At 38.4% G+C, this 15026-nt stretch carries 12 protein-coding genes; 9 read left to right on the top strand and 3 right to left on the bottom strand.

Going from position 1 to position 15026, the window contains the following annotated elements:
• Nucleotides 1–2: 2 nt before the first annotated feature.
• The 6 genes from pdxA to NIT79A3_RS09900 all read left to right on the top strand — a co-directional run bounded on the left by pdxA (nucleotide 3) and on the right by NIT79A3_RS09900 (nucleotide 6710).
• Nucleotides 3–1010: a 4-hydroxythreonine-4-phosphate dehydrogenase PdxA gene (pdxA, locus tag NIT79A3_RS09930; RefSeq protein WP_013966064.1), complete on the top strand. Its 1008-nt coding sequence runs from the start codon at nucleotides 3–5 to the stop codon at nucleotides 1008–1010.
• On the top strand, nucleotides 1000–1779 hold the full coding sequence (gene rsmA / locus NIT79A3_RS09925) for a 16S rRNA (adenine(1518)-N(6)/adenine(1519)-N(6))-dimethyltransferase RsmA (RefSeq protein WP_013966063.1): 780 nt from the start codon (nucleotides 1000–1002) through the stop codon (nucleotides 1777–1779). The genes pdxA and rsmA overlap by 11 nt, the downstream gene beginning before the upstream one ends.
• A 1134-nt stretch (nucleotides 1780–2913) precedes the next feature.
• The gene (locus NIT79A3_RS09915) at nucleotides 2914–3252 is read left to right on the top strand and encodes a type II toxin-antitoxin system RelE/ParE family toxin (protein WP_013966062.1); all 339 of its coding nucleotides are present in this window, start codon (nucleotides 2914–2916) and stop codon (nucleotides 3250–3252) included.
• Complete coding sequence (locus NIT79A3_RS09910; RefSeq protein ID WP_013966061.1) at nucleotides 3245–3571, top strand: addiction module antidote protein; 327 nt, start codon at nucleotides 3245–3247, stop codon at nucleotides 3569–3571. The genes NIT79A3_RS09915 and NIT79A3_RS09910 overlap by 8 nt, the downstream gene beginning before the upstream one ends.
• Nucleotides 3572–4236: 665 nt before the next feature.
• Nucleotides 4237–4497, top strand: a complete 261-nt coding sequence (locus NIT79A3_RS09905) for a toll/interleukin-1 receptor domain-containing protein (RefSeq protein ID WP_041360301.1) — start codon at nucleotides 4237–4239, stop codon at nucleotides 4495–4497.
• A 14-nt stretch (nucleotides 4498–4511) separates the two neighbouring features.
• On the top strand, nucleotides 4512–6710 hold the full coding sequence (locus NIT79A3_RS09900) for a hypothetical protein (RefSeq protein ID WP_013966059.1): 2199 nt from the start codon (nucleotides 4512–4514) through the stop codon (nucleotides 6708–6710).
• 189 nt (nucleotides 6711–6899) lie between these two features.
• Here the strand turns inward: NIT79A3_RS09900 and NIT79A3_RS09895 are convergent, their stop codons facing one another.
• Together NIT79A3_RS09895 and NIT79A3_RS09890 are read right to left on the bottom strand one after the other, a co-directional pair.
• Nucleotides 6900–7460, bottom strand: a complete 561-nt coding sequence (locus tag NIT79A3_RS09895) for a hypothetical protein (protein ID WP_013966058.1) — start codon at nucleotides 7458–7460, stop codon at nucleotides 6900–6902.
• A gap of 21 nt (nucleotides 7461–7481) precedes the next feature.
• Nucleotides 7482–8399 carry a hypothetical protein gene (locus NIT79A3_RS09890; protein ID WP_156797061.1) on the bottom strand — a complete coding sequence of 306 codons (918 nt, stop codon included), beginning with the start codon at nucleotides 8397–8399 and terminating at the stop codon, nucleotides 7482–7484.
• On the opposite strand from NIT79A3_RS09890, the gene NIT79A3_RS09885 reads away from it, so the two are divergent.
• On the top strand, nucleotides 8372–9334 hold the full coding sequence (locus NIT79A3_RS09885) for an IS5 family transposase (RefSeq protein ID WP_013964369.1): 963 nt from the start codon (nucleotides 8372–8374) through the stop codon (nucleotides 9332–9334). The two genes, NIT79A3_RS09890 and NIT79A3_RS09885, sit on opposite strands and share 28 nt — an antisense overlap.
• A 98-nt stretch (nucleotides 9335–9432) precedes the next feature.
• On the opposite strand, the gene NIT79A3_RS09880 is transcribed toward NIT79A3_RS09885, so the two are convergent.
• Nucleotides 9433–12444 (bottom strand): hypothetical protein, encoded by a 3012-nt coding sequence (locus NIT79A3_RS09880; RefSeq protein WP_013966056.1) that lies wholly within the window; start codon nucleotides 12442–12444, stop codon nucleotides 9433–9435.
• A 256-nt stretch (nucleotides 12445–12700) separates the two neighbouring features.
• Here NIT79A3_RS09880 and NIT79A3_RS09875 point away from each other — a divergent pair, with 256 nt between their 5' ends.
• Nucleotides 12701–13537, top strand: a complete 837-nt coding sequence (locus NIT79A3_RS09875; protein WP_013966055.1) for a hypothetical protein — start codon at nucleotides 12701–12703, stop codon at nucleotides 13535–13537.
• A gap of 105 nt (nucleotides 13538–13642) precedes the next feature.
• A complete protein-coding gene (locus NIT79A3_RS09870; RefSeq protein WP_013966054.1) occupies nucleotides 13643–15025 on the top strand; it encodes a hypothetical protein in 1383 nt (460 codons plus the stop codon).
• Nucleotide 15026 lies beyond the last annotated feature (1 nt).

Here is a 15026-nt window from a genome sequence, read left to right as displayed (position 1 = left end):
AAATGAACAATAAATTTATTCCTACATTAGCACTAACAGCTGGTGAGCCCGCAGGAATCGGTCCTGATTTATGTGTGCAAATTGCACAGCAGCCACTGTCATGTAATCTGGTAGTCATCGCAGATAGTGATTTGTTGCTGGCACGTGCGCAACAGCTCAAGCTTCCGCTGAAGCTGATTGATATCTCGGTAACTAACCCGAGTCCGCATAAAGCGGGTAGCTTGCATGTTCTGCATGTCCCCTTAGCGGAAACGGCCATGCCGGGAACACTGAATCCGGCGAATGCGCGTTATGTTCTATCCACGTTAGAGCGTGCTGTTGAAATCTGTAGATCCGGTGAATTTGACGGTATGGTCACAGCACCAGTACATAAGGGCGTGATTAATGATGCAGGCATACCTTTTACCGGGCATACAGAATATTTAGCAGAATTGATGCATTGCCCGGTTGTTATGATGTTGGTAGGTGGAAACATGCGCGTGACGCTGGCGACGACCCATTTACCGCTTAAGGATGTGGCTGCGGCGATCACACCCGGCAGAATCGAAAGCAAATTGCGTATAATTCAACGGGACTTGGTCACACGGTTTATGCTGGATAACCCGCGTATTGTTGTTGCGGGACTCAATCCGCATGCAGGTGAATCCGGTCATCTGGGGCGTGAAGAAATCGATGTCATCATTCCTGTGCTCAATAAGCTGCGCGCTGAGGGGATGCATCTGACCGGTCCTGTTCCGGCGGATACTTTGTTTAATCCTTCACAACTTAAACAATATGATTGCATTTTCACCATGTATCATGACCAGGGGTTGCCGGTATTGAAGCATGCCAGTTTTGGCGGTGGTGTCAATGTTACATTAGGATTGCCTATTATTCGTACTTCGGTTGATCATGGCACTGCACTGGAATTGGCTGCAACAGGACGCGCGAATCCCGGTAGCTTGTTGACTGCAATTGAAATGGCCGCGCAACTGACCAAAAACCAAGCATTGTTTCTTCATGCATCATAATCCGCGCAAACGTTTTGGCCAGAATTTTTTAGTTGATCAGCAGATCATTGCGCAAATCATCAATGAAATATATCCGCAGAAGGGTGAACGGATCATTGAAATCGGCCCAGGTCTCGGTGCGCTAACACGTCCTTTGCTGCACGTGCTGGATCATTTGGAGGTTGTAGAAATTGATCGCGATATTGTAGCCAAGCTGGAAAAGGAATTTTCGCAAGAAAAATTGACTATTCATGCAACCGATGCGCTGAAGTTTGATTTTTCTGCTTTAGGTGAGAAATTGCGTATTATCGGTAATCTGCCTTACAACATATCGACTCCTTTACTGTTCCATCTGAGTCAATTTTCAGAACAGATCTTGGATATGCATTTCATGCTACAAAAAGAAGTTGTAGAACGTATGGTGGGAATGCCATCGACGCCGGATTATGGACGTCTCTCCGTCATGCTGCAGTATCGCTTTGATATGGAGCATGTTTTTAGCGTTCCTGCAGAATCTTTCCGTCCGATACCCAAGGTCGAATCAGCCATCGTGCGAATGGTTCCACGCTCTCAATCATCTCGAGCCGTTAAAGATGAAGCGTTATTTTCACAAATAGTTTTGGCAGCGTTTTCACAACGCCGCAAAACGCTCCGCAATACACTGCATCATTTTTTGAAGGCGGAAGATTTTAGCGTTCTGGGTATTGATCCTGGGCTGCGCGCTGAGAACTTGCCGGTAGAAAAATTTATTGCTATCGCAGATTTTCTGGCCCGAATAGCTCACCGGTAAACGAGTTGAAGGAATGGGCGGGAGTATTTGAGAGAGTGTTTGACCACAATTTGTTTCCGTATTTATGTGAAATACCACGGGTAAGAGAAAGTCAGCTTTCCGCACAAGAAATAGTTCATATCGATGTAGTTCCTGACGTTTCTAAAGCCGCGAGCACGTCGTTTGGCCAATTTGGAAATGTGCACTTGTGATTCTTTAGTGCAGCATGCTCCTTGCTTTCACTGGTGGTGATACGTGGCACTCTGAAATGAAAGAAACATAATGTTCAAAGAAGTTGAAGTGTTACCACTGACACTCAATTGTGTCATGCACAGCGCAATCAACACCTGCCTCGTCTTTGAATTTTCTGCCAGTAACAAATCCGATTCGCAGGTGCAATTCACATCTTGCTGCATCGTTTGTTTTGAAGGTTACATCCGTAATTCTCTACGGCGCTTGTAATCCCAATGCCACACCAAATAGTGCGTCGCTGTTCATATCAGAAGTTTACCCACTCAAAGTCACCTAGATCCGAAATAACCAACTATGCCAAAGGCGTGATACAACAAACTTGTCAACATGTTGAAAAGATCTCATGATTAAAAGTCAGAGACAACTTCAACCTTTAATTCACTCTCTTAAACATGCATTTGATTATCAAGTACGCGCTCCCCGGATGAATCTTATGGTATCGGCAGACTTGGAACGAGCTGTGATGAATTGAAAGACCTGGACGGTTAGAAACACGCAATATGGTAGATCGTTATGCCAGTTTGCGACTGAGAACCTAGCCTTCGCAACGTCAAGAATTGAGACAGGAAAAGACCGAAAAGTTATTCCGCTGTCATGTTTTTGTCACTATACAGATGCTAACCAGAGCTATAAGCCGACTAACTCTTTGAGTTAATTGGCTCCCCGACCAGGGCTCGAACCTGGGACCTGCGGATTAACAGGTGTTTTAACTAACTGTTTTTATTAATTTTACACTCGCAAGTGCTCGCCAAAACTCGCCAATAATCGTCAGATTTGTCACGTTCTGTTTTTTGATAATTCATTTTGGAAAATTAGCATTATTTAAGATTTGATATTTTGATGGGAAGTGCATAATATAGTATGCACTCTAATGTATAGATAAGATAAAGAATAGAGAATAAATTGGTTCAATCAATACGAGCAAAGCAAATTATTATCTATGCAGATGAAAATGGTCATGAACCTTATCGCAGTTGGATAGATAGTTTAAAAGACAAAAAGGGTCAACAACGAATCAGAGCGCGCATTCGGCGATTAGGAGAAGGGCTCTATGGTGATTGTGATTCTGTAGGAGAAGGTGTTTCAGAGCTACGAATGTTTTTTGGCCCTGGATACCGGGTTTATTTTGGTGAAGATGTCGATAATATTGTTGTTTTATTATGTGGTGGTGATAAAGACAGTCAGAGCCGAGATATCAGAAACGCTAAAGAATATTGGAAGGATTATAAAAATAATGGCTAAAGAACGTACTTATAAAACATTAGATGAAAGTGAAGAAATGTATTACCGTAATCATCCCGACGAGATTGATGAATATCTCGCCACTGCTTTCGAGGAATACGCGAGAGATGGATGTACTGCCGCCTTATTTGCTCAATTACGCATGATCGCCCGTGTTAAAGGTGTTTCAACATTAGCTCAGGAAACAGGAATTACGCGAAACGGCATACAAAAGGCATTATCAGAAAATGGCAATCCTAAATTTGAAAGTATTAATGCAATTATGAATGCTATGGGATACCGCCTTACACCACAAAAGCTAGATGTTCATGCAAAGTAGTATTTTACAAGTAAAGCAGCATCCAGAATTCACCACTTCAGCTGGATTAATTCAGATTTAGTTCACTATTGATAATTGTCACGCTTTATAAGTAACAGATTGATTTTAATGTAAATAATTCTGATTAACAGGTGTTTTAATTAACTGTTTTTATTGATAATATGCTTGCCAGTGCTCGCCAACACTCGCCAATAATCGTCAGATTTGTCACGTTTGATATTTGAGATTAGATGGGTTTGAATCAACCCGCCTTAACAGTCTGGCATAGCCAGTCTGTCTTAATTCCATGTACAAGAGCGAAGCTTTTGTACCTATAATAATTTGAGAAATTGCCTTAATGATTACGAAACGCAATTATAATTAATATATTATATAAAACAATAACTTATAATGCTTGCCAAGCATCAAAACTATGTCACACAGTCATAAACAATGTTGTTTATAGCGCAGTTTGGCACAATATTATTTTTTCCTTATATTATGTCAATAAGGTCCTTTCTTGCCAAAAATAATCTTGAACCAAATACAATTAGATTGATTTTTACATCTATCTAATAAAAATTAGTACTAAAAATGTGAGGTCACTCTTTACTCCTTAAGATATGCAATTCAGTTTATTGGTTTGATAGCATATACTTCAAGCTCTCTTATTGGATTGCTGATTTATGCCTACAAATAGAACACCAGAGACTCGATTAAATATAGAAGAAATGGGTAAATATCTTGCAGAGAAGAATGTACAGATATTTCTGTCGTATGCTTATGAAGACAAAAAAGAGGTTGATTTCATCGTAACAATTTTCTCTGAATATGGGATTCCATTGCGTTACGATGAAAACCTAGAACATCACAGCAATTTTCTAGAATTTATGGAATCAGCACAAAATTGTGATTTTATGATTCCTGTTATTAGCATACATATTTAAAAAAACAAAACCCCATGTATGAAGCTTCTGTATTTATGGCCAATGGAAACCATGAAGGTAGGATACAACCAATAGTTTTGAATAGCTCTGATATTCTTGATAATTTTGATGAAGAAAATTATTCCAATTATTGGACGAACCAATTTGAATTAATAAAATTAAAAATAAGTAAAGCTAGTCCGGCAAGGAAAGACGAACTCATCTGGAAATATAATGTACTATCAGAAATATGTCTGAGAAGCACAAGCTTCATTCGATATATTCAGATCCACAAAAATCGCAAAACTTCACCTTCCCAAAACCTCAAGCACGACATAATTAAAGATATAACTGAATATATATTTAAAAAAACCAAAGAAATCGAACTTAAGAAAAATTATACTGATAGTAATCTTGGTGTCATAAGTATAGAAAATGGAAACTATAGCGACGACAACTTGTTCAATATACTGCTTGAAGCTACTGAAAAAAGGATATCTCTCAAATTTCTGAGACTCGCAGGTCCAACTGATTTTAGACAGAATATTATTAACTTTGCGGATTCCGCCAATTCCTCTAAATCTTCTACAGGTCATAATTATATTGAATTATTAATTGACGAACGTATTCCTAAATTAGAATTTATCCTCGCAAACCCATTTTGTGAGTCTTTACTATCAAAGCTAGATTCTGAACAAAATAGCACTTGGGAAATAACAAAAACAAAAAATAAAATTATTAAATATGCGAAAAGCTTGCTTTTCTTAAGTTATCGAAAAGATAAAAAGAAGTTATCTGTTGGTTTTCATGAAGAAGAATTAATATGGAATTTATGCATTCTCGATTCAAAAAAAATTCTCTTGAGGTCTTATGGTGAAAAAGGAGAGATAAGGGGGCATAAAAAGTCGGATGATAATGACGGTGATAAAAGCGATCTTAAGGAAGTAATCTTTGAAACCGGATCAAATTCTTTAATTGCCGAATCCCTTCTGAAATATTATAGATCAATCTCTAAAAAAACTTACTGGCTCTCTGATGTAGATCATTTATCAGATTATTTAAAAAATGAGTGCAAGTATCCATCTCTGTATAGAGGTAATGCTATCAAGGAAACGAGTTCTGCATTTCTTAAAAAATGCATGGATTCTAAAGCGCAGCTAGTAGAAAAAGATATTTTAAATCAACAAATAGAATTACAGTGGTTTAGAACACCATGTTTAAATATAAACGGGGAACATGTTCCGTGGATTGAAGACGTACTCAGCATAGAACATGTACAAGGCTGTAATATGTTTGAGCTTTTCTACAAGCTACATGAATTATCATTTAGCGATCCCCAAAAAAAGCAGGTCATTGAAAATATTCTAGGATATCTTTTTTCACATTCTCTGCATGCCTTAAGTGAATTTAGAGTTTCTGTAGCAATTGCTCAAAGGGATAAGTATCCATATTCTGAAAAATTAAGATCAGGCATTAAAGAGATATCACCATTTTTAACTAAAATCCATAGAGAATTAATTGAAAATGCAATAAAGGATTTAGATTACATTGGTCGTGTAGCCAGCAAACAAGAGACCACACTTTTTCGCGACAGTCATCTAAAAAACAGGCTAATCCGATTTGACCTTCATCTCAATGGATCAGATGCATCTGTTGAAATTAATAGATTTATAAAAGAATTACTCAGTATTAATGAAAATAGGTTTGACGAATATTTTGCAGATAGAATATTTGATATTGACTTTGAAGGAGCTAACTTAGAAGTTTCTATTTGGGATGATATTGCACACTTATTTATGTTTGAAAATATAGGATTCTTCTCACTTGATGACAATCTATTTGATAAGGCGGAAATCGATAGTAGTATAAATCTAGAAAAATTTAGAGCACTTGGCAGCAATATAATTTATACAATCGAGACTATCGCGAACATAGCTATACCCGATGATCAAAAAGAGGGATTTTGGATGTCAGCATTGAGTCGCGTTTTAAGAGAATTCTTTCGCAGAGTTTGGTATGCCAATATCATGCCAGTAACATACTTGCATAGGTATGGACTTGAAGGCAGAGATTATTATCTTCGATTAGCAATATTGTGTTGCTTTCAGACAACAAAGGTAAATAACCTAAAGAAAGTTCTATTTGAGTGTAATAAGAAAGAAAATAGAATTTGGGGTGGTATAGCTTATAGATCATCAATAAATTATACTCGACCTAATTTTGCAATCAATTAGCAATAGAATGTAAGTTTTCAACAAAAATACTTTCTTATTAGTATGTTAGTGCATGGCAATAAGTAATACTAATATTTTTAAAATGCATAATAATTTTGTGTCTTTACTTTTTGGTGACCAAAGGCATAGAACTTTGAATATTCTGCTATCAAGACATTGTAGCAGTTAATATATAAAAACCATTCTTAATCATATAAATATATCCTTGCCAGAATTTAATTTGGCAAGAATGGCAGATATGCTTGTACATAACTTTCTGTGAATATCGTAGTAAACAGCAATTTCAGCAATTGTTGTATTAAGAGCATCAGCTCTATCACTTTCATTCATACTTGGTAAATAAGTAGCGAGCAGTGATACACCTGCAGAAATTGAATTAATTGAATTAAATACATGACTTGATTCTCCAAATGGTAATAGTGGAGTCAGATAAATCCGGTGGGTATTGATAGCTTCTTTTAAAGCCATTGCTTGCGTTTCCAAGTCAACTTGAATGGACTGTAAGTAAGACAAATCAATTTCTGCTGAACGCAATATAATTTCAACTTTCTGAATTGTCTGTTTCAGCAAATTGGCTCTATCGGATACTTGCTCAGTGCCTTCTATTAAAGCTTTGAGCATGTCATCAACCGCTCGCTCATAGCCTGATAAACGTTTTAATTTGCGAGTAAAAAAATAAGATGTAATACCCGATCCTATGATTAGGCCGACAATCGCTTTAATAACTTCAATTAAAATCTGGTCTGTCATTTATTAATTATCAGCCGTCCATTAAAAATCCATAAAGTCCATTTTCTTTTCTGTTTCTATTTCGTCACGAATACGTTTTATTTTTTGTTCAATATAGTGCTTGTGTTCGAGTAAGGAAACAGTATTGAATAACGGAATTAAAGTTTGGAAAAAATCAACACGCCTCTGATGCATCGGTACAGCACTTCCTGACCAGCTTCGAGAGCTGGATTCAAGTGGTAGTTGTTCAAAATCTTCAAAGTTATTGTTGAGATTGATATATCTTGAGATAAGTGAACGCTTATCATCTTCGCTAAGAATAGAGATCAATCCAAAAACAAACCTCATGAACTTGACGTTGTTGTGCCTGTCTTCGATGAGCTGCATTAGAAATTCTTTTTTTCGCGGAATAATTATCTGTAGCTCCTGATCTTCCTCTTTTAATCCAAAGAAAACGTGAAAAAAAGAATAAAAATTATCACCTTTTTCATGTTGAAATATTCGTTCAGCGGCCTTAGTCATAATTTCATAATAATTATCTCGTTTCCATATGAATGAGTAATTACGATGATCATCATGTCGACTTACCCATTTCTTTTTTTTATACATCCAATCGATATAATCCACAATGAAATTGGAATCTTGGTCTAAAAAATAGTCAAAGTTGTTTCCTTCATAATCTCCATCCCGGTAAGTATCAAGCCATAGAAAATAGGCTTGTTTAAGTAACTCTGTTTTTCCAGTAAAGTGAATTGCAATTTCTTTATTTACTTCAGAGAAATAATTAAATAAATTAAATAGTGAGTTAGCGTAATCAATATTCACCTTCGATTTAGCGATAATGATCTCTGTTATTTTAGGGAAACTCTGATTAAGTCCCAAAAACTTGTAAAATACGCGGTAGATTGTAACCACTGCAAGGGAATGCATTGATGAAACAATTAGTATTGTCGATTCCATTATTTATCAAGAAACCAAAAGTAACTCGCCGGCAAAAGTTTCTCGAAGAAATGGAGCAAGTGGTTCCATGGGTAGACTGGACGAATCGGATCGCGCCGCACTATCCGGTAGCAGGTTTGGGACGCAAGCCATTTGCGTTGGAAGCGATGCTGCGGATTCATATGATGCAGCAATGGTTTGGTTATTCAGATCCGGCAATGGAAGAAGCGTTACATGATGTGCCGATGCTACGTGAATTTGCAGGACTAGATGCGGGAGAAGATGTTATGCCTGATGAGACGACGATCCTCAAGTTTCGCCACCTGCTGGAGAAGCATCACTTGGCACAAAGCCTGTTTGCTGAAACAACTGGGCGGTTAGCGCAACAGGGATTATTGCTGCGTCAGGGCACGATAGTTGACGCCACGCTGATAGCGGCTGCGCCATCGACCAAGAACCGGCAACGCAAACGTGATGGCGAGATGAGTTCGACTAAGAAAGGCAACAACTATTACTTTGGATTAAAAGCACACATAGGCGTAGATGCCGATTCCGGCCTGGTGCATAGCCTGGAAATTACCACGGCCAAAGTGGCCGATGGCAACATGATTGATGCGCTGGTACATGGCGAAGAGGCAATTGTATTGGGTGATCGGGCTTATACTCGTAATGATCGCAATCTGGAAGCGCAACGACAGCCGGAAGAGCCGGTCTGGGGTATGCCATTCAAACGCAAGCGCGGTGAGGAATTGCCAGCAGAACATGCCGTGCTCAATCGTATGCTAGCTTCACTACGCGCAAAGGTTGAACATCCGTTTCGTATTGTCAAAAGACAATTTGGTTATACCAAAGTCCGTTACCGAGGATTGTTCAAGAATGCACAACAGCTTTATCTGTTGTTTGCCTTGGCTAATCTTTACCATGTCCGTAAGGTGTGGATGCCAACCACGGGATAATTCCGTCCAATATCCCTGAAAATCAGCATCAGGGGACAGAATAGTATGCAATCTGCTAAAAATTACAGTTATTAATCGCACAATAATGCCTATATTAGCTACTTTACCGATAGCTTTGTCGACAAAACTGGAATAAATAACTTAATCAGAGCTTCCTTAGAGATTATTTCTGGTTCAACTGCTTGGTAGCCTAGTAGGTAATCCCAATTAGTTGGAAGCTCACGCGATTCGGCATTATTGTAAAGATCGTAGAGTTGATATAGCCGTTCAGAGGAAATTTCTGATTTTGGTAAATATTCATAATAATCGAACAACCAATCCCGTTTAGTTTGATGACTGGCTTCGGCAAGAATTAAATAAGTTTCTTCTATTCCAGACACTTCAATCAGATTCTTAACCAGCAATTGATGATGATATTTGCTGAAATTCAAAGGATCACTTTGGTCGAGATAGTATTCCAGAACCATCGAGTAGAGCTTACTATTTCGCTCCGCTAGACTAATTAATGCTGTAATTATGTTTTCTTGGAATGAATGAGCCTGAATTGATTTAGATATGTTTAGCTTAATTTCAGCGCACTGTTTAAAAAACTCTGTGTAGTCTTCCAATTTGTATTGAGAGGTGTATTTCTCAATTTCATCCTTTTTATATCTCGCGTATTCTTCATAGCTTAGTTCTAATGTGTGTCTTTCTAGCCAATCGGAGGTTAATAAATCATAAAAACAGTAGATTTTACTTTCAAATCGTTCTTTTAGTGAACTGGCAACTGGTATATCCCTATTTTCTAACTTTTTTAGATAGGTTTGCACTAAGAAACAGTGTTTGAAATTTTCAGGCGATAGCTCCCGCATTAGGAATGGAATAATTTCTGAAGCATCTTGTTCAATAATCTTGCTAGCAGACACCTCATTGTTTAGTATGCTGTAATTGTGAATTTCCTCAATTACTTCATCTTTTAAACTATGAACCTTATAGAGACAAAAGAGGCTATCCCATATCGTTTTTCTTAGTTCAGTTAGTTTGATGGTTGGTGAAAGCTCAAAATTAATATAGCTGATAGCATGCTTGCCTTTACTCTCATAATTCCGAAAATTTGTTTGGATATATTCCTTTGCTACTATCAGAAATACTTTGGAAAATAGCAAATTTTCCCCTTTTCGAGTGCGTTCCCATAAAACATTTACTACTGCTTGTTGAACAGAATATGCATAAAGATAAGAGGTGTGATGGAAACAGAAGCGGTTAATAAAAATGTATAAAAAGTCAGGCAATTTCTCTGGGAATTTTTCCAAGTAGTCGCATAGTAAACCTAGAGCTATTTTAAAATTGTCATCGTCGGCATTTTGAAACGAACCAAGAATGCTAAAGATTGAAGGAAGTGAGGCTTCTGATTTGGCATCAAAATTAAGGTTTGCCAAGTCAATTTGTGTTATTGGTAGAGCTCTAATCTGTTTGTTAAAGTAAACAAGTGTTTCAGTTTGTTTTAGTAACCCAAAATCATTGAGAAGAAAGAGAAAGTCTTCTTCATTATTTTCGTGAATCTGTTTATCCCAGAGCTTATCAATGTGAGAGCGAATTGCTTCCATTAAAGCTTCGCTATGGAATATATTCATGACAGGATTAAGAGCGTCTATTAATCGTTCACGATACGTAGGAAAAAATCTTTCTAATAGCTTTCCAAAATCAAGTGAATTCTTTTTGAAGAAAGCAAGGTAAAAAAGATAAGTAGACAAAACTTGATCTGAAATTTTAGCCACCTCATCCTCATAAAGATCTATGATCTCTAAATAATGAAGCCGATTAATAGCTTCCCATATTTCTTTGGGGGTTAAGCCAAACGCACTCTCAATGGCACTTATGATCGTTTCGTTGTTCCTATCTAGAATTCTGAAAAAAGCAACAATTCCTGCGACTTTTAAAAGACAGGCATCGTCAATTTCATCTAGATCTTGATGTATTGAAGCAAAGTAGCTGTCATAGAGGTTTGAAACATTGTTAATACTTTCGAGGGTGTTTTTTTCCTTAACTACTTCTGCTGCCATTATTGCAAGGCGGGGATTGCCTTGAGCAATATTGGCAATACGCTCCGGGTAGTGATAGTTCCGAAAGTTATATTCATTCTCAACTAGTTGTTTGATTTGCTCATCTGTAAATGGTTGAACTACTATTTCTGGTGCTTCGCCATATGCCTTGGAAGCTTTGAGAATATTTTCGATTGCATAATCGCGAACCGTCACTATTATTTTGATTTGTTGGTCTTCGCGTTTGTATTGTAGCTGCTGGACCAGATATTCAAATTTACTTACGCGATTCGCGTCGTCGATCAGGATAAGGAAAGATCCAGGCTCACTAAAGTGAGTCTTAATGTCATCAAAGATATCTAGCCCACGATTAAATATACAGAGTGTTTTATATTCTGAGTGGATTTCAGTAAATCGAACGCAACATTCAAGCGCAACTCTGGTTTTTCCAACCCCCGCTTTACCCTGCACAATAACTAAATTGTTGTTCTCAATAGCATAGCTAATACTCTTAGTTTCATCATCTCTGAAAATAAAATCTGTATCGAGTCGTGTGGCGTATTTGTTCTTGCTATATAAATTGACAAACTCATCTGGTGGAACAACTTGCCCAGTGTCAACATTTATTCCTAAATAATCTCTCGCAATCCCTGGGTATTTTTCCAGTAGGTCATATGAAATTAAACCAATATCAAAAATGTTTAAGTTAACGCTGTGTGCTTCGCAATTTTTACGTAGCTGGTGAAACTCGCTAGCATCTAAGTTAGATGTGTGGCAGATCACTATCTCCTGAATTTTTGCCACGGGTATACCGGTTTTTATCTCATCGAAGCATTTATTCAAATCACCGGTTAGTTTTTCTACAAGCCTTGCTTGTTGAGTCGTATATTCGACAAAGACATATTTTCCATTCGGAAGTATTGCCAATGTGTCTGGAGTACCTTTTTTGACTTTGTTTGAACCAATGACAGAGCCTAATGGAATCAGATACTCATAGCCTTTCTTTTTCAGGTAGGAGTCAGCTAGCTTCTGAAAAGCTCCGCCATCTAATTCTTTCAAAGCATTCTGGATTTGATTTATTTTAGACATGACAGGCAATATGCATGAAAAAGCAATCCTAATTGTTGAGTATTTTAAACCATATAAAAAACCATCGACTGCATTAACATAACAGTCTGGCTTAGCCAGTCTGTCCCCATGCCATGCACAAGAGCAAAGCTGTTGTGCCTAATATTAACATTCAGTATTTGAATATGTTGCCGTAAATTTTGTAACAGGCTAAAAATCAAAATAAAACTAACGATTATTGTTTTGATTTATGGCCTAACTTATTTGGCAACTTATCATGAATGAAACTAACTACGGCAAGGGCATTACAGCACGGAATCTCCGTGCATTTCTTGAACTGTGGCCACTGGTTGCAGTTGGAATCGAGGATACCAAGAAAACGATAAATGATTGTGATGATCGGCTCTTTGATAAAGAAGATGAAGAGTTCAGCTGGTGCTATTTTTATGAGATTCCTACTAAAGACTTTACAGTTTTATTATGTACCGGGCTTTTGCAGTTTGTTTCACTAGAGCAAATTTTGGATTGGTTCAAGCAGATGTCCGATTGTCCTGGAAACATTGGAGCTTTACCGGGTATTTGGAATCAGGTGCACGAGCACTTTGAGGCACGGCCAAACCCGACTAAAGATGATATTGAATCGTTGCGCCCCTCCCTTCCAGAGATTAGTGCTGCTTTTATTGCTGTGCAGTATTCTCTGTGGTGTGTGCTTTATCACGGTTGCTTCCTGAATGAATTAATCAAACGGATTCGCAACGGTGACAACAAAGCTTTAACTGATGCCATAAAGATTGACGCTTCCATTATTGGTTGTCCAACTGTCGTTGGAAAAATAAGTAGGGCAACGCGATTACAAGACGTGAAGTTTTTTGCAAAACTAAAGTCCGCCATTAGTGGTAAGAAAGAAAAAGTCAAACAGGCTAACTTCCAAAAAATGCGCTTGGTCTTTGAAGTGCTTTATGAATCTGGCGCTCTGCGCTTAACTGATAAGCAACTTTACCAATTATTTGTCGAGGAATTAAAGCTTTATACTGCCAATTCAAAAGGCGGCGGTAGTGAAAAGGCACTGCGTAAATTTGCTGATACCTACATGAAGAAAAACGCAACCACCTAAAAACTTAATTTTTGAGTGGAATACAAATCTTGAGCTGAGTTACAAAATCTCTATCCGTTGCGATGCAGCAATTTTTGCATGGTCGCCGTGGATGCGAGGTTTATCATGAAGAAAGAAGCAGAAGTTTCACCTGAAGCTATAGCCTTTAGTAAAATCGAAGCCGCCGAGCCAACGCAGAGGACGACGAGCTTCAGCGAGGAGGAGCGATGCGAGGGCGAGGTGGAAAGAGATTTGACGAACGCATTGCATCATTTTGTTTCATCCTCACAGGGTACGCCGCCTAGTAACACAGTACCCAATAACTGCAATTCTGAGTATTTCAAGCTTTTAAGATTTGGGGTTGATAGTCTTTATTTATCCTATCCGGGTGAATTATTACCGGTTGTGGATGACAAGCTGAAAGAACTCAAGAAAATAGCGCAATCACCAGAACCTTTTGAACAAATCAACGCGCAATATCCCATTAATGGCCATATCTTCGAAGTCAAAGACAAAGGAGCGAGATTATTTCCTTATATTCTTGAAGATAATGCTTTTCGTATTCAGCTATCCCGCAGCCAATCGGTTCCATTCGCCTATGTAAAGATTTCTAGCGAGTATCTGACCCATGTGGGTTCCGTAGTAGCAGAAAAAGCGCTAGAAGCTATCCTGGATCAATTTGGAGTGGTTCATGAATCTGCTAACGTCAGCCGCATTGACCTGTTTGTTGATTTTGTCAGTTCAGAAAATATGGAAAGCTGGGATCGTCATGCCTGGGTAACGCGCGCTTCAGCGATTAATACCTATTCTATCGAACGTGCCTTCTCCGGCTGGGTCATTGGGGCAGGGGGTGTCATTAGTTGTCGTCTGTATGACAAAACATTGGAAATAGAAAAACAATCCAAGAAATTCTATTTGCATGAGTTATGGAAAAAAGCCGGATGGAATGGCGAAGATAAAGTCTGGCGACTTGAATTTCAATTAAATCGAGAAGTATTGACCCAGAAAGGACTCGGAAAGCTGACTGAGGTGCTTGATAACCTCAACGGCTTATGGAGCTATGCCACAACAGAATGGTTACGTCTGACCCTGCCTAATGGGGATGATCAAACCCGTTCACGCTGGCCGATTCATCCGTTATGGGGTTATCTATCCTCTATCGACTGGGAAACCAATGGCGGCCCGTTATCATCTCGTTTCAGCGCTGCGCGTGTGCCTGGCAATGATTGGCTATGTAAGATCGGACTCAGCACGCTGATTTCACTGATGGCGTGCAAAGGCATCAAGGATTTTGATTCGGGCATAAGGGCTTTTAAGGATGCGCTTTATGTTTATCATGAACGTAAAAGTTTTTATCTAGGACTGACCTTTGATGGCTATATTCAGGAAAAGGTAACCATTAAAGCGCGTCAATTTAATACCATCTTAAATCGTTCTGTCGAAGCGGAAGAACAAGCCAGTATAGATAAAGATGCGGCTGAGTATCGGAAACAGTCAGACGGCGAATAAC

Origin of the sequence: Nitrosomonas sp. Is79A3, assembly GCF_000219585.1 — a bacterium.
Taxonomy (GTDB): domain Bacteria; phylum Pseudomonadota; class Gammaproteobacteria; order Burkholderiales; family Nitrosomonadaceae; genus Nitrosomonas.
Note: the sequence above shows the minus strand (reverse complement) of the source record. Positions and strands in the feature narration are given on the sequence as shown.